The 17,839-nt window shown below is 38.9% G+C and carries 6 protein-coding genes, 2 tRNA genes and 2 other RNA genes; all 10 read left to right on the forward strand.

The window, feature by feature from the left end; translation table 11 throughout:
• The first annotated feature begins 2 nt into the window (after nt 1-2).
• Nucleotides 3-140, forward strand: coding sequence for a hypothetical protein (locus ACJ004_RS04630; protein ID WP_410891411.1), 138 nt, complete (start codon nt 3-5; stop codon nt 138-140).
• Between the two features lie 348 nt (nt 141-488).
• Nucleotides 489-579 (forward strand) — tRNA-Ser (locus tag ACJ004_RS04635).
• A gap of 9 nt (nt 580-588) precedes the next feature.
• Nucleotides 589-952: a transfer-messenger RNA gene (gene ssrA / locus ACJ004_RS04640) on the forward strand.
• A 22-nt stretch (nt 953-974) separates the two neighbouring features.
• Nucleotides 975-1,046: transfer RNA gene (locus ACJ004_RS04645), tRNA-Lys, on the forward strand.
• Nucleotides 1,046-1,130: signal recognition particle sRNA small type (gene ffs / locus ACJ004_RS04650), an RNA gene on the forward strand. The genes ACJ004_RS04645 and ffs overlap by 1 nt, the downstream gene beginning before the upstream one ends.
• A 447-nt stretch (nt 1,131-1,577) precedes the next feature.
• Nucleotides 1,578-1,952, forward strand: coding sequence for a FixH family protein (locus ACJ004_RS04655; RefSeq protein ID WP_410891412.1), 375 nt, complete (start codon nt 1,578-1,580; stop codon nt 1,950-1,952).
• Nucleotides 1,953-2,402: 450 nt separating this feature from the next.
• Entirely contained in the window at nt 2,403-2,870 is a 468-nt protein-coding gene (locus ACJ004_RS04660) for a hypothetical protein (protein ID WP_410891413.1), read from the forward strand.
• A gap of 367 nt (nt 2,871-3,237) precedes the next feature.
• Nucleotides 3,238-7,323 carry a S8 family serine peptidase gene (locus ACJ004_RS04665; RefSeq protein ID WP_410891414.1) on the forward strand — a complete coding sequence of 1,362 codons (4,086 nt, stop codon included), beginning with the start codon at nt 3,238-3,240 and terminating at the stop codon, nt 7,321-7,323.
• 963 nt (nt 7,324-8,286) lie between these two features.
• Complete coding sequence (locus tag ACJ004_RS04670) at nt 8,287-12,423, forward strand: S8 family serine peptidase (RefSeq protein ID WP_410891415.1); 4,137 nt, start codon at nt 8,287-8,289, stop codon at nt 12,421-12,423.
• A gap of 1,182 nt (nt 12,424-13,605) precedes the next feature.
• Nucleotides 13,606-17,784 (forward strand): S8 family serine peptidase, encoded by a 4,179-nt coding sequence (locus ACJ004_RS04675; RefSeq protein WP_410891416.1) that lies wholly within the window; start codon nt 13,606-13,608, stop codon nt 17,782-17,784.
• Nucleotides 17,785-17,839: the final 55 nt, after the last annotated feature.

Below are 17,839 nucleotides of genomic sequence, written 5' to 3' on the forward strand. Positions count from 1 at the left end.
GAATGTATTACTACATTATTTTGCATCATCACAATCCTTGGTATAGACCAATAGTAGTTCCATTTATTCCTCCACCACCAGTCCCGCCTGCAGCTGTTACCTACCGGAATATGTTGAATGGATTATGGATCACAGTGTAATGGCAGAAGGAAAAAATCCCAAACTTCGCTGTATTTATAAGTAACGATTTAAATAGTCAGATGACTTTTTAATGCTAACCGAAGAAAAATGTATAAGAAAATATACTGTTATCAAAGCCAGGATTATTAACTAATCATCTATTTTTTGAACTAAGGCTGTATGAATCTTCCTTAGTCGAAAATGGATAAAACACATTAGGACAGCTCAAATATAAGTTAACTATAAAGTTCCAACGGTAAGACTAGGACTTTTGAACTACCAAAATTTACAGCTATCTTCCAAATTGAATCGATGATATATTTCTCTTGTAAGTTCTTATCGGAACTTCGCAATAAGGTTTTTACTACAGAGAAGTACTCAAGAGGCTGAAGAGGCGCCCCTGCTAAGGGTGTAGGTCGGGTAACCGGCGCGAGGGTTCAAATCCCTTCTTCTCTGCCATTTTATAATGGGAATGTCTTGGTATCGACAGGGATCGTTTGAGCTTATATGGCGAGTCGAGGGATTCGGCCTCGTTAAAACGATAAAAGCCTATAACTGGCAAACAAAACAACAACTTCGCTTTCGCTGCTTAATAACAGCCGTTAGCGGTTCCTCCCTCCATCGTCCATGTGGTGGGGTAAGGGACTCATTCCAAGTGGACTACGCCGAATTCCACCGTCTGAGGATGAAGGAAGAGAATAACCAGACTAGCTGCTTCAATGCCTGTCAGTAGGCTAAAGAAGTGAGCGAAAACTAATTTTACTGACTACACTCGTAGAAGTATAAGTGCCAAGATCTTTGCACACGGGTTCGACTCCCGTCATTTCCACTAAAAAAAAACAACTAATTTTTATACCGCAGTAGTAAAGTGGCAGTCCATTCGGCGTTTAACCGATCGGTCGTAGGTTCGAGTCCTATCTGCGGAGTCATAGTCCAACGAGGAACCTAGGAACGGGTCAGGGCGGGAACGCAGCAGCCATAACTAGTGAAATTGTGTGGGCTATTACATAGACCTGAAAGCTCAAAACGCTAAACTCCATTTTAATATGGAGTTTAGCGTTTTTTCTTCTTACTTTTTTTATGTCTTACATTGTTTAATAGCTTTTTAGTAGTATTTTATCTAAGTCACGGACTTTATCATAGGAATTTACTAATTTATCTGGTACCAAGGTTCTGCCATAATCCCAGGCATTGGATTCTATTTTAGCTAGAAGCTGCGTTTTTTCATCTTCCTCGAAATACTTTAAAATCCTTAAATCAAGTTTGTTGTTCTTAAAAACTAAATGATAACCGAGCTGATGATAGAGAATAAGTTTTACGCAGTCTTCATCTGTCTCTTTAATTTTAAAGTTAATATATTAATATTTGTATCTCTCATGGTTTTGGATGATAATCTTAAATGGTAAATGCCTCATTTTATTTCAACAAGATAAAACTATTAGAAAGGATGTGGAATAATGAATAAATTAACCATTTTAATTATTGGCCTTATAATTATTTCGATGACAGGCTGTAGTTCAAATAATTTTGAAATAAAGTTATTTACACCTAAATCATTTACACCAGATCAATCTACTCCCATTCAAATTAAGATTTTAGATCGAGAAGGTAAACCAGTAATAGGTGCGAAGGTTAGCGTAGATTTGGATATGCAAGGGATGAGTCATGCAGATATTTCAATGAAAATGCAGGAAACAGGGAATGGTGTGTATGTTGGACAAGCTAAATTTGAAATGGAAGGGGATTATTCTGCAGCCATTAAAATAGATTACAATGGAGAAAAATGGATGGGCGAAAAAAGATTCTCGATTGTTTACAATAATGCACAATAGTGTTAAAAACAGGATTTTCATTTTATACCTAGATGGGGGGACGGAGCAGAAGAACCGTCCCACTGCTTCATTTCACCTTGCTCGAAAATTGAAATCGTTTCCATGTAATTTAATTGTTTACGCTTGAGCAAGGCTCAGGTTTTAATAAAATTTATTATTATTTAGGGTATCGAAATAAATGCAACAAGGAAAAAATACTTGTTTTATAGGAAGGCGATGGACATTGATTAAACCTAGTGGAAAAAACGAATACAGCTTGCTATACTTCTAGATTACTTGGTCTGTTAGGACCTTTTACAATCGATACCTCGAAGGGAATTTACTCCCAGAAGAGCAGCTTCTCCCATTCGCAACAAAGAGCCTAGAGATGGAAGTGCGACGCAAGCAAAAGTAGAACCACAAGGGTTCAGTAGTATTCCATTTTCTTTTCTTAGCTACGAAGATGGCATGATGTTAGAAGAAAAATTTAAAGAATTGTCTTGCGATGATGATGGTGGCATTGTCATCGGACTAATGGCAACCTGTGATGATGGTGGCATTGTCATCGGACTAATGGCAACCTGTGATGATGGTGGCATTGTCATCGGACCAATGAGTGCAAATGAACCAGTTTCGATCGACTTTGCGATTCAAGGAGAAAAAATTGGTTCGGCTTTTGCAGAATCGAACCCAGGTCAACCAACAGACTTTACCTCTTGGGGAACAACAAGTGATTTATTATTAAAACCAGAGATCATGGCACCTGGTCATGCCATCATGTCGAGTGTTCGGACGAGTGATCCAAACCAACACAATGGCTACGAAAGCGAAGACAAACGTATTACTTTGACATCGAAAGATGCAAAATATGCCCGTTCGGATGACCGTTTCCGTCATTCGTGGAAGATTGAACAAACTTTATGGGCCTGTTTTTTCTAGGATAAATTTAATTATGTCAAAAGTCCTAAATCCTTATCTAGTTCTTTATAGGCATTTTAATTAATTTAATTTTTGTTAATACCATAAAATTCAATATATCTTGGTTTATTCCCCCCATTTTTAAAAAAATAACTTCCATAATAATACTCATTTCGACAAAATACCTCCTTTAACAACCTAAAATTCTATTAAAATATTGTTTGAATGACAATCTTTTTAATGGAGTTATTTATCCTTAAGCCTATTGAACTATACTTAAATCCCCCAATTTACTGTGTTCTATGATGTAGGTACACTTTTAATTGTATGTATTTACCCAGTAAGGTTCAGAGATACAGAGAAAAAACTTAAAAAAGGAGAGGCTCTAATGAATAAAAGTAAATTAAAAGCATTTAAAGTCATGACTACTGCAGCTGTAACATCGTTAATGCTTTCCTCATTCACAGCTCTTGCGGAAACAAATAACACTTCAACCGAGTCCCAACCTGTTGTGTACGAAGTAAATCAATCCAAGGTTGATCAAGTATTAAAGCAATTAACTCCCGAACAGCGAAGAGCGATTCAAGATTTGTCGCAAACGACCACATCAGGAATTCAGTTGTCCCCTGAGACAGACTTATCAAGTGAACAGGAGATTTCTGTGATTATTGAGTTTAAGAACAAGCCTGCCAAAACAGCAGTCTTAATGGAAAAAATGAATGGTAGAGTGCTGACAAAAGAGGATGCCGAGAAATTGGTCGAAGAAGACCATGCTGTATTTATGCATGACTTAGATGCTTTAAAGATTAAAGGAAAAATCACAACATCTTATAAGGAAGTTTATAATGGGGTTGCTTTGACTCTCCCTGCTAACGAAGTGAAGAACTTATTAAAATCTAAAACAGTAAAAAATGTTTGGGAAAACCAAGTGGTTCAATTAGATCTTCCTTCAGAATCTGCAGAACAAGGAACTGCTGGAACATCTGCGTATACAGGCAGCAATCCGAAGACCCTTATGGGCGTAGACAAGCTGCATAATGAAGGAATTACAGGTAAAGGAATCAAAATCGGGGTATTGGATACTGGAATCGACTATAACCACCCGGATTTGAAGGATGCTTTTAAGGGTGGGTACGATTTTGTGGATAAAGACAACGACCCGATGGAAACGACTTATGAAGATTGGCTAAAATCTGGTAAGCCTGAAAATACTGGTCGTCCTTATTCCACTGATCATGGAACACATGTGTCTGGGATTATTGCTGGGCAGCAGAAAAATAACGCGAAGTTTGCGACAAAGGGCGTAGCGCCGGATGCCGATTTATATGTATATCGCGTGCTGGGTCCTTATTCAACTGGATCGGAAGAGAATATTATTGCAGGAATTGAACAGTCCGTAAAAGATAAGATGGATGTCATCAATCTCTCTCTTGGAAATAGTTATAACAGTCCATTAGAACCATCTGCCGTTGCAATCAATAATGCGGTTTTATCAGGCGTCACCGCTGTTTTAGCTGCAGGGAATGCTGGGGCAAGCTTCTATACTGTCGGTTCGCCAGCCGCTTCTCCATTGGCCATCACAGTAGGATCGACAAACACAGAGATCGCTCTCCCTGGTTTTATCGGAACTTTCAAAACAGCCAACAAACAGTTAACAGCTGAAACTCGTTATTGCACAACGGGCTTTGGAAATGAATCCCGATTGCTTAAAGGTCAAACCATTGAAATGGTAGATGCAAATTCAGGAACAGAGGCTGATTACGCTAATATTTATGTCAAAGATAAACTCGTTCTTGTATCTACAGGAGATATAACACTAAGTCAAAAAGTGGCCATTGCAAAAGAAAAAGGGGCAAAAGCAATATTCCTCTATGATAAGTATGGATCCGGTTATATATCCGATAGACTTACAGAACTGCCAAATTTTATACCGACTCAGATCTTAACCGTAGAGCAAGGAAAAGCATTTAAAGATATGTTGAAATTAGGAACAGCTTCCTTTACGTTTGATGAAGTAAAAGAAAAGTATGCAGCTATCGATGATACTTTATCTTTCTTCAGTTCACGTGGACCAGCGCGAAGTACATACGATATCAAGCCAGAAGTTGTTGCTCCAGGCGGTACAATTATGTCCACTGTGTCAAGTTCTTACCGAGGAAAAGAGTATTTAGGGAATTACGAATACGCATACGATAAGTTTTCTGGAACTTCCATGGCGTCGCCGCACGTTGCAGGTATAGCAGCACTATTACTTCAAGCCGATCCCAAGCTTTCTCCAGGAGAAGTAAAAAGCACCTTAATGAATACCGCTGATGCGATCCAAAGCAAAGACAGCGTATATGAAGTTGGAGCAGGAAGGGTAGATGCATATGAAGCCGTTCATGCAGTCTCTTCCTTCGAAGTTGCTGACGAGACCGTCACACTATTTAAAAACGAAAAAGAAAAAACGATCAAGGAAATTACAGGTTCACTTAGCTTTGGAACGTTTTATGCGACTGAAAATGCGATAGATGAAAAGAAGGAAATTGATATCCATAATAGAAGTAGCCAAGATCAAACGTATGAAGTCAAAGTGAGCTATCAGGCAATAAAAGGATCCCTTGCAGCAGCTGAAAATGGCGTTGTATTGGAAACTCCTTCTTCCGTTTCGGTGAAAGCCGGAGGGAAAGAAACGGTTACTGCTCGGATTACGATTCCGACCAATGCAAAAATCGGCACCTACGAAGGATATGTCACATTTACCAATAAAGAAAACCAAGATGACAGCTATCAAATTCCATTTGCCATCCGAAAAGTGAAAGAAGGTGTCGAATTTGTCAATATGACAAACAACACTTTCACGACTCTCCAGGAGAATGGCACATCAAAAGGCAACCCATATCTGAACGTATCTTATCAATTGAATTCTCATATGAAAACGATTGATTTGTTCTTAACAGATGCAAAAACAGGAGAAGACATTGGATTTGTAGGGCAGTATGATGGTACTTGGATCAGCGAGAATAAACCTACATCCTTGTTTTTAAGTGGAAAGTATTTTCCATTTACAAATGAAAAAGAAAATCCGATTTCTTATGAATCAAAAATAGCTGAGCCAGGTTCATATAAAATGAAATTTGTCTTTACAAATGATCAAGGAAAAGAAACTATTATTGAAAAACCATTCGTGATTGATAATGAGATGCCGACCATCGAAACAGAAACTTCGGAAGGAATCGTCGAAGTGGACCCTGCTGCAACTACCATTCAAGTCAAGGGCAAGGTACAGGATAAACAAATTGATGATGCGGTTGCATTAGGATTGGTGGCTAAGCAAGGCAATAACCGTTTAAATTATCGCTTAAACAATTCTTATTATTTCCAGCAGTTCCCAATAGATGAGATGGGCAACTTTAATTACAGTACAAGCTTCCCAAGCTACCTGAAAGTGCTGCCTATCAGTTTTTACGGTTCAGACAGAGCGGGTGTCCCCTCAGTTCAGAAGGATTTCTATTTTGTCAAAAAAGGGACAAATTATATTACCACTATTGCTGATAAAAAAGAAGTGAAAACAGGCGATACAATCAGCTTTACTTCAAAAGCACACAATAGCACAAGCTGGAAAGAAGCAACATGGAACTATCAGTTCAACAAAGATTATTTGGCAGTAGACGCAATCGAAGTTTCCGAAGAGTTGAAAGGAAAGGTTTCATTGGTAACGACAGAAACAAGCAGTGGCATAACAGTCACCCTTAAGGCGCTTCAAGGTTCAATTGTAACACCGGAAACACTTCCTTTATTAAATGTGCAAGCCAGAGTGAAAGACGATAAGTATATTGATAACTATGTCGCAATGGCAGTTGTAAATGCTACTTATACAGCTGAGAACGGCACAAAAACAACAGCCGTTTCTGCCCATCCTTCTGTAAAAGTATGGCCGAAATATTCCCAATTGCGAGGGGATATGAATGGTGAAGCGATCTATTATAGAGATGGTTACGGAGCCCTTCTTACTACCTATGTAGATTATCTTGCATTGGGTGCGAAAGTATCAGTGATGGACGGGAATGGCAACTCGTATGAGGGGAGAGTAACAAAGGACGCCAAATTCTATGTTGACGGATTGCCTTCCGATCGTATACCTTTAACATTCAAGTTGGATATACCAGGCCACTTCACAGTAGAAAAAACGTTTACAATCGGCCGTGAAGGCAGTCTCGGTGAGCAGCAAATCCTTTCGTTCCTACCAGCTTTAGCGGGTGATGTCAATAAAGACAACTTGATTGATATTGATGACGCCGTTTACCTAAAAAATCATTGGAATACAAATGATCGCAAAGCTGACATCAATTTCGATGGTATCGTAGATATGAAGGATATGGAATATATCAAGAAAAATTATCTGCTTGAAAATCCGACAGTAAAGGCTGACAAAAATCCAAAAGAAAATGCAAATGGAAAAACGCTGGAGGAAATTATAAGTGAATTAAATTGATTTTAAAAGGAGTTCCTAAACTTTTTTCATCATAGTTACTCAAGTGAATTTTTTATCATTTGATATAAAGAAAGCGGACCTAAAGAAATAAAGGTAAGAATTAAGGAGTAATAGCTCTTAGGGGAGAAAACTATAGAAATCAAAAAAGTTGGGTGTCCCTAGACGGAGGGAGTGGTGATAGCAAATCTACGTTGGCTGCTGAGGTGGCTTCAGTTACCTCTCCTTAAATTTTTCTCAAATAAAACCATTCCTATGTTTTCCATCTATAAATACCTAATATGTATGAAAGGGAAGACAACCGGATGTATTTTGTCCGGTTGTCTATCTTTTAATAGGGAGTTATTTATTTAGAGCATTTTTTATTCTTTGATAATCCTCTTCATTAATTTCACCATTGACCAGTCACTTTTTGAGAAGTTCCATTGCACTGTCAGGTCCACTATAGCGGCAGGCGGCAATCAAGAGAAGGATGGTTCCAATCGGAACAGAATATCAAATATAAACAATAAAATATCAATTGCTAAAATTATTTTTTTCTAGTGAAATCCCAAAATTCCCCCAATATTAAGTGACAACATCTTTCCAATTTCTACAATTTTTTAAATCATATTACCTCTTTCTTCTATTCTATTAGATGAAACACAACATCAAAATTTTATTTTCTTGTAGAATCATGTTTAAAAATAGTAATAAAAATATACAGAATTTCCCCCAATTTACTAGAATTAGATCTAAAACTATAATGTGAATAGGTTGATATTTCTGAATATTAAATAATCAATAATTAAACTCCCAATTTACACTAGATTCGTTGAATAATTTTAATACCCCGTTGTAGAAAGAGAGATCAGTGTATTAAATGTGAAGTTAAGTCACCAGAACGAAACCTTCACGTTATTACAAATATATTAATTTACTACATAGTTAGGAAAAGGAGAGGACGTAAAAAGAATGGACAAGAACATGAAAAAGAAAACGCTGAAAAAAGCGACAGCCCTAGTGCTTGGGGCAGGCTTGTTAACTAGCAGCCTATCCGCTTTCTATCCATCTTCGCCAACTGTTGTGCATGCGACAACCAATACGACAGCGGTGCAGATACTATCCAAGCTGACGCCAGAGCAAAGGCAAGCCTTAGAAAAGCTATCCGCGAATGACCAGTCCGGTCTTTTTTTAGATCCAAAAGTCAATCTTGTTAGCGCAGAAAGCGTTTCCGTCATCGTACAATTCAAAAACATGCCAGAGCATACCGCCGTCCTTGAAGCCGCTTTAGAAGGAAGAATTTTATCCAGTAATCAAGCAAAAGAAAATGTAAACGATGACCACACGGCGTTTAAACAGGATTTAGGTTCTGTTTTTACGAAAGAATCAGATGGCACGTACAAAGTGATTCGCGAATACAAAAATGCGTTTAACGGGGTCGCATTAGAAGTGCCAGCGAACAAAATCGAGGAAATCATGAAATCGAGTGTCGTCCAAGCGATTTTCAGCAATTCCACCATTAAGGCAGAGCCTCCGAGTGCAGAAGACGCGACTCCTTCCTCTGACCCTCAAGGTCTAGGAATGGCAGCAGAATTAAACTTCCTCAATATCAACAAATTGCATAATGAAGGCTACACCGGCAAAGGGGTAAAAGTGGCCGTTCTTGATACCGGCGTGGACTACAACCACCCAGATATCAAAGCAGCATTTAAAGGCGGATATGATTTTATCGACAACGATAGTGACCCGATGGAAACTACGTATCAGGATTACTTGAATTATAAAAAAGCAAATCCGAGTACCTTGAAAGCAAGCGATTACGAAACAGAACATGGGACACACGTTTCCGGCACGATTGTCGGTCAAGGGAAAAACAATAGCCCATATGCCACCAATGGCATCGCGCCGGATGCCGAGTTATATGTGTACCGTGTGTTAGGTCCTGGCGGAAGCGGTTCCGATGAAACCGTCATGGCAGGGATTGAGCGGGCGGTCGCAGACGGCATGAACGTTATGAACTTATCACTTGGGGCGAACAACAATGACCCGCTCTATCCGACGAGCATAGCCATCAACAATGCAGTCCTAAGCGGGATAACCGCGGTCGTCGCGGCAGGAAATTCGGGAGACCGCATGTATACTTTGGGTTCCCCAGGAAGCGCGTCACTCGCCTTGACAGTAGGGGCAAGTGATGTTCCGCAGACGATTCCAACGATGAAAGGGCAGCTCGACAGCGTGAATGCAAATATGCGCGGGCTCGCAAAAGGGTGGAATAGCGACTTCTCCACGTTCCAAGGGCAAGCCTTGAATATCGTCAATATCCCTAATTACGGGGCAGCAAACGACTACCGGAACTTAGATGTAGCCGGGAAAGTGGTGTTGGTCCAGCGCGGCAACGGTCAAACCATCAACGATAAGATCCTTCAAGCGAAGCTAAAAGGCGCAGCTGCCATCCTCATTTGGAATAACAATCCAACCGAGGGGTATATGCCGTTCTATTTGGGCGAAGGAGTAGACTTTATCCCGTCTTTCAATTTGACGAATGCTGACGGGCTTGCCTTGCAGCAGAAAATCGTAGCCGGCAATTCGCAATTTTCCTTTACCGACTTAGGTTCCCTTACGACGCCAGGTGACAACTTAGCGTCATTCAGTTCCCGCGGTCCATCCCGGGTGACGTATGACATCAAGCCGGAAATTACCGCCCCAGGTGTGAATGTATTATCAACTGTTCCAGGATTCGTGCATAACCATGACAACCCGTCCGATTACACTACAGCGTATGAAAGGATGAGCGGGACCTCCATGGCAACGCCAAACGTAACAGGGATTGCCGCGCTTCTCTTGCAAGCGAAACCGGATCTAACGCCAGACGATGTAAAAGCCATTTTAATGAATACAGCTGATTCGTTAAGCAAGCCTTACAGCGTATTTGAACAAGGGGCAGGGAGAGTCAATCCTTATGAGGCGATTCACTCTTCCATTGAAATTAAAGTAAAAGATAAAGCACCAACCATCACTAATGGTAAAGAAAGAAAAATGAATGAAAATACAGGGGCCCTTAGCTTCGGTAACGTTGCTTTTAACGGGAAGAATATTAACGATGCTCGTGAAGTAACCATTGAAAACAAGGGAACGGAAGCGAAGATATTTGATGTCAAAGTAACCTTCCAATCAAGTGTAAGAGGGGCAAAAGATGCAGCACAAAATGGTGTTGAACTTAATACAGATTTGTCTGTAAAAGTACCAACGAACAGCCATGTCACTAGAAATGTAACACTTTCGATTCCAACCTCAGCTGAAAAAGGCATTTATGAAGGATATATTGTTTATACCAATCATGATGACCCATCGGAAACGTACCGTGTCCCATTTGGCGTACACTATGTGGAAGAGGGAATTCAAAGTTACGATTATGACTGGCATAGAACCACAACTGTAAGAAATCATTTAACCAATTTGATTTTTGACCCAACGATGCCTGGTCACTTCACCTTAAAGTCCCATATGAGATACTTGTACCAGATCATCACGGACGCCGACGGCAATGAAATCGGGGTAACCAGCGGGTATGATGGAATCGGAATCAATGAAGGAGTCGAGTATAATACGTCCTTTAATGGCTCTTATTATCCGTTCACCGGCGATGACGACAATCCAATTGACTTCCGCTTAAGATTGGCGCCGGAAGGTCATTACAAACTGAAAATGGTCGGGTATAATGACGAAGGAAACGCATTTACATCAACCACCACCGATATGGTTATCGATAACACCATGCCCGATGCATTCGATGTCCATTTAGACGGGGAAAAAGAAGGAAATCCATTTGTGGAGTATGAGCCGGGAACCAAGTCCATTCCCGTTACGGCATTCGTCCACGACAAAGAGATTGCTGACCAATCGAAAAATTTCCTATTTTATTCATATAACAGCTACTTCATGACTGGTTCTTATTCACTCGATCAAAACGGTCAATATAAAGGTACAGTGGCTCTGCCTACTAACGGTCAATTGCTCGATTTACAGTTTGAAGGCGTCGACCCAGCCGCCAACACCTTCGGTCGCAAATACTACTTTGTTGTTCCGAACAATTACACCTATGTATACGCGAAGCCGAATGTACCGATGCGTCAAAGCTATGTATTCACCCATATCGGGGACACGGTGACGTTTACGCTGACGGCAAACCATGTGAACAATCTGAAGCAAGCTGCCTACCGCTTTATGACGAGAAATAACGACACATTGATTAAGAAAATTGCCCTAAATCCAGCCGCACAGCAACTCGGCGCGACACTTTCGTACACTTCCACGCCACAGGCTGGAAATGCGACTTTAAACAATGTCAATGTAAGCTTTAACGGAATATCAGCTGACACGATCCCAATGGTCGATGTCACGATTCAAATCCCGAACATGACTGATTATAATGATTCATCCAGCATTACAAACAGTGTCACATCGACTTTTACAAGCGTGGACGGAAAGGTAACAAGACCATTTAGCTGGGTTCCTCCAACCGGTATCCTGCCGAATTTCTCAGCGGCTTACGGTTCTATCCACCCAGAAGTGTTCCAAGATGCGAATGGAAAGCTTAAATCCCAAGACTATACAAAAATTGGGGCGAAAGTAACTGTCGTCGACAGCCAAGGTAACACTTATGACGGGGTTCTAAACAAGTATGGTGGATTTAGTGTCAATGGATTGCCGATTACGCATGACCGTTTAACCTTAATCCAAGATATTCCTGGTCACTTCACCAGATATGATCAATTCGGTAAGGTCTACCGGACCCTGGATGGAATGGACTACGGAGACGGTAAGACGTTAAGCTATCCAAACGAAATCGGGGACGCAGCAGCAGGGGACGCAAACAAAGACAATGTTATTGACATCCAGGATGCACTAGCAGTTCAAGCAAGCTTTGGCGCTCACGCGGTCGATGCGAACTACAACCGCAATGCCGATATTAACGGGGACGGCGTGATCGACGCAAAAGATTTTGCCTATGTCGAAAAGAACTTCGGCATGCAGAACCCGACCATTGATAACTCACCAAAGCCTGTGAACCAAATGAAAGGAAAAACGCTTGCAGATATTAAGAAAGAATTAGGACTGTAAGAACCATGTGCCGGCGGCGATTTTTATGTGCGCTGCCGGCATTTTATGACTAAAAATAGGTCGTGAAAGCATGAAGAAAGTATGGAAATGGTTCTCCTACTTCCTTGCCGCAATGCTTGTCATCGCTTCTGGAACCGTCATTTATTTTCTCGCCCTATCCAAGGGGAATATTGAAAAGGTCCCGAGCCTATTTGGATACAAGCATAATATATTGTCTAATGCTAATGGGTTTTATTGGTGTTATGAGGAAGATTTACATAAACTTGATATGATTTTTTATTCTTTCTTAGTAAAGTGTTTTTTTGATATACATAAAAGTACCCTATAGGGCAGACCTTTTTTTAGTGTCTACTCTATAGGGTACAGTTTACATTGGGCGTTGCCTTTTATGTTTCTTGTAACGGATTAACAAGACTGTATTTAATATAATATAAATAACCAAATAACTTGAATACATTTTTCAGCAAAATTATTGAAAGTTTGATATTAAACGACAAATTTAGTTAATAAAAATGGTTATGAAATATGCGTTCTTTTGAATAACCATTTATTCAAGTTCCCCCAAATTTACAACATTCTTAACAGATACATAAGTAATTTTTGTTATGGAAAAAACGATTTAATCATAGGGTTCTGAGGTATTTTTAGAAGTTGAGAATAGAAGGTTTTTTGACTGAGAATTTGTGGAAAATACATAAATCGACACAAGGGTAAACCCTTACATATTGTAATTTAATGAGCTGCTCAAACTGCTGTGAAGCTTCTTTTTGCAAAGGTCAACTCTTTTTTAGATATAAATTTGAAGTTTATTTTCAAAAAGGTTTTATACTTTAAGCTTCAAAAATTAATAGCTTTTTATTGTATTAACCTTATTTTTACTTTTTTTATAGTACAAGAAAATTTAAATTTCAACAGAGTTAATAAAATTTCAGCAATAATTTTGAAAGCATAGGATCTTAAAAGACAGTTTTTTGTCAAAAACAAATGAAAAGTATCGTTTTTTTGTATAATAGTTTATTCGAAATTCCCCCAATTTACAAAATTATGAGTGATATTTATATTTATAATTACATAAGTAGTTTGTGGTAATAACGTAATGTTGTTAAAAAACTATTAAATTTTTATCATCCTTTCGTTTTTTATTTGCATTTACATATGTAATAAAGATACATGGAGGAGAAAATGGGGAAAAAAGGGAATAAAAGTAAGGCTGTAAAAAGCTTAGCTGTAGCTGCTTTATCTGCTAGTTTTATTTTAGGTTCTATTGGCCAAGTACCAAATGTTTCAAAAGCGGCAAGTTATTCCAAGACAGAGGATGTGCTCGCAAACTTAACATCCGAACAAAGGGAAGCGCTAAATCAACTTTCTACGAATGAAACAACAGGTCTCCAAATTTCTTCGGATATTGATTTAAATTCTACCAAACAAACAACTGTTATTGTTGAATTTGCCAATAAGCCTGCTAAAGTGGCCAAAATGATGGCAAGTGTAGAGGGTAAACAATTATCTGAGGAAGAAGCAACCAATTTGGTTCAAAAAGATCATGATACTTTTACCCAGGATCTGGGGCAAATTTTAACGGACGATCAAAATCAAGTGGTAGATCATAGGATTAACCATTCCTATAAAAATGCCTTTAATGGTGTTTCTATGGAATTGCCAGCAAATCAAATTAAGAATCTTTTAAAATCAAAGGCTGTCAAATCGGTTTGGAATAATGAAGCGTTTTCCATTGATCCGCCAGCACAAGATAATGATCAATTAAAAGCAGATGAAGCAAATGTTGCTAATTATATGCCGTATGATGGGCTTGATTCACTACATGTAGAAGGGTTAACTGGAAAAGGAATTAAAGTAGGGATTCTAGATACAGGTATGGATTACCATCATCCAGACTTAGCTGATGCCTATAAAGGTGGATATGATTTTGTTGATGATGATAATGATCCAATGGAAACGACTTATGCCAATTGGAAAAATTCAGGTAAACCTGAAATCAGTAATGGTAGCGCTTACTATACAGAACATGGAACACATGTAGCAGGTATTATTGGTGGGCGAGGTGTAGCGGATAGTGAATATAGTACACGAGGTGCTGCACCGGAAGCTGATTTATATTCCTATCGTGTCCTTGGTGCCTATGGTTCGGGTACGAGTGATGATATCATCGCTGGACTTGATCGCGCTGTAACAGACGGCATGGATGTTATAAATATGTCATTAGGTAATACTCTAAATGATCCACTTTACGCGACTTCCGTTGCAGTAAACAATGCCGTTTTAAGTGGTGTTACAACTGTAGTTGCAGCGGGGAATAGTGGAGATAAAAGCTATACACTAGGTTCACCTGGTGCTGCGGCATTAGCTCTTACTGTTGGAGCATCGTCTATTAGTCTGGATGTCTTCCAATATGCTGGTGTACAAAATGGTGTTAATTATTCATTAAGACAATTAGCAAGAAACTATAAAGACGATTTAACTCAATTAAAAGGACAAACGTACAAGCTTGTTGATGTGGGCCTTGGTAGACCAGCTGATTTTAATGGGAAGACTTTTGATAATAAAAGTATTGCACTCATTAAACGCGGATCCAATACATTAATTGATAAAATTAAAAATGCAAAAGCAAAAGGTGCCGTTGGGGTACTGATGTATAATGATGAAGTGAACAAAGCAGAAGGTGCGATTCAGTCATTTTTAGGTGAATCGATTGATGCGATGCCTGCATTTTCTGTATCAAACAATGAAGGAATTGCGATCTTAGCAGCTGTAAAGGCAGGTAAGGCAGATATTACTTTTGGTGATTTTACCAAGATCAAAACTCCTGGAGATGAATTAGCTGCTTTCAGTTCTAGAGGTCCTTCTCGTGTTAATTATGATATAAAACCGGAAGTAACCGCACCAGGTGTTGCCATCCTTTCGACGGTTCCATTTTATGTGAATGATAAAACCGTAGATGGATCAAAAACATCTGACTATAAATATGCATATGCACGTTTATCTGGTACTTCGATGGCTACACCATATGTAGCGGGGGTGTCTGCATTACTACTTCAATCGAATAAGAGTCTACAACCAGCGGATATTAAATCTATTTTAATGAATACAGCAGATAAGCTATCAAAAGATTACAGTGTATTCGATATCGGTAGCGGACGAGTTGATGCCTATGAAGCGATTCACTCGAATGTTGAGATCCAAGTAGATGATAGAACAACGAATATAAATCATCGAAATGACCAAACAAAAAGAGAATTAACGGGTGCAATGAGCTTTGGATCATATGGGTTTGATGACCAGGATATTTCAGATGGTAGAAACGTTATCTTAAAAAACCGTAGTGAAAAGGCAAAAACCTTTAATGTAAAAGTGAATTTCCAAACAGGATTAAGAGATTCACTAGATGCAGCATTAAATAATGTCACATTGGATGGACCGACTTCCGTAAATTTAGAAGGAAATAGTCAGCGAGTAATCAAATTTAATCTTTCTATTCCAAAAACTGCTCAAAAAGGAACCTATGAGGGATATATCACATTTACAAATAATGAAGATCCAACTGAAACTTACCAAATTCCATTTGGTGGTCGAGTAGTGTCCGAAGGAATTGATTCATTTTCGATTGATAATCCGATGTACTCGGGTGATACAGCTTGGCCAGATAATGCAATGCCTTACCTTGGATTTAGGTTTAAACTAAAGTCACATATGAAGACTGTAGATGTGGTATTACAAGATGCTACAACGGGTGAAGATCTTGGTTTATTAGGATCTTACAATGGGCATTTATTGCCTGAAAACCAACTATTAACTAATTCTAGCGGATTCGCTGGGTCTTACTACCCGTTTACAGGTGACGCGAAAAATCCGGTTAACAGTCAATTTGTCATTGCAAAGATGGGTCATTACAAATTAAAAATGGTTGGAACAAATAATGATGGGAAAACATTCACAAAAGTATCCGATTTCATTTATGAATTCGGTGCACCAACGATGACTTCTACCTTTGATTCGTTAGATCAAAAAGTTATTGAATATAATTTAAGTCAGCTTGATTCAAAAGGACAAATGTTATATGACTTTAATATTCATCTTAATGATCCTGAAACGGAAGAGGCAAAAAGATTTGGAATACCTGTTGATCAATCAAGCAATTCAGTTGTTTCCTTTTACAATGGACCATGGCCATACGATCCAATCTATACGGATAAAAACGGGGATTACAAGGATCAAATTCTAGTCAAAAAGCAAGCAACACCATTAAAAGTTCAGTTCTATGGAATGGATGCTGCGAGAAACTTTACCGCAGACGCTACGGCAATGCTACGGGTAGCTTTTGTTACTGATACTACCCCATATTATTATTTAAAAGCAAATAAACAAGCTATTTCGAATGGAGAAACAGTAAATTATTCAATCCGTTCGAACAATATTAAAAACTTAAAAACTGCAAAGATGACGATTCCAGTCATGAAGGACAATGGTGACTTAGCTACCATTAAAAATGTCGTTGTAAGTGATGCAGTGAAGGAATATGGTAATGCAGAAGTAACTGTGACAACCACATCAGATACTTTAAATACGTACTATACGATTACATTTAACTATTTAGGAACTAAGACTTTACCAGAAGATATGCAATTAGTAAATTTCGACTTGCAAACATCTAACATTTATTCGAAAGGTTCGCCGGTCAACTGGTATGATATGGAGATGAAAGGAACGACCATTGATCAATCAAATGTACAAACAAACAATGTTTATACGTATATGGAGACTTTTAAACTGAAACCAACCTTTTCAAGGTTATGGGGTTCATTACAATTTGAGGGCATGCTTAATCCTTTAACAGGCCAAAGGAATTCTGCAATAGACCACAGAACCATTGGCGCAAAAGTTACAGTCACGTCTGATGATGGAAAAACAGTTGTTGAAGCTCCTCTGACAAACAAAAGTGGTAGTTACGTTGCTGGTGGAATGAAAGCTGATAAAAATCCTTATACAGTGACTGTTGATGTACCAGGTCATTTTACGATGTCTAAGTCCATTGTGTTATCGTATGACGTTCGAGGTGAAATAATTGGAAGGGACATGAGTTATTTATTATCTCCAGCTAAAGCGGGAGATGTTAATAAAGATAATGTCATTGATGTATTAGATGCAATTGAGTTACAAAAAAATTGGGGTACGAAAGCATCAGGATCGGATTTGAACTTCGACGGTATCGTTGATAAAAAGGACATGGATTATGTCGTTAAAAACTATGGATTACAAAATGACTCTGTTCCAAATGCCCCTAAAGCGCAAAATACGTATAAGAGTATTACGTTGGATACGGTGTTAAGTCAGCTAGGATTATAATAATAGGCAACTAGAAAAAAATCTAATGCAGTGACTCCACTTAAGCATCTTTTAT

The organism is Neobacillus sp. 204, assembly GCF_046562815.1.
Lineage (GTDB): Bacteria > Bacillota > Bacilli > Bacillales > Cytobacillaceae > Neobacillus.

Excerpts from the sequence above, each read along its gene's own strand:
- ACJ004_RS04670 (WP_410891415.1), top strand. The coding sequence starts at position 8,287 with ATGAAAAAGAAAACGCTGAAAAAAGCGACAGCCCTAGTGCTTGGGGCA.
- ACJ004_RS04630 (WP_410891411.1), top strand. The coding sequence starts at position 3 with ATGTATTACTACATTATTTTGCATCATCACAATCCTTGGTATAGACCA.
- ACJ004_RS04660 (WP_410891413.1), top strand. The coding sequence starts at position 2,403 with ATGTTAGAAGAAAAATTTAAAGAATTGTCTTGCGATGATGATGGTGGC.
- ACJ004_RS04655 (WP_410891412.1), top strand. The coding sequence starts at position 1,578 with ATGAATAAATTAACCATTTTAATTATTGGCCTTATAATTATTTCGATG.
- ACJ004_RS04665 (WP_410891414.1), top strand. The coding sequence starts at position 3,238 with ATGAATAAAAGTAAATTAAAAGCATTTAAAGTCATGACTACTGCAGCT.
- ACJ004_RS04675 (WP_410891416.1), top strand. The coding sequence starts at position 13,606 with ATGGGGAAAAAAGGGAATAAAAGTAAGGCTGTAAAAAGCTTAGCTGTA.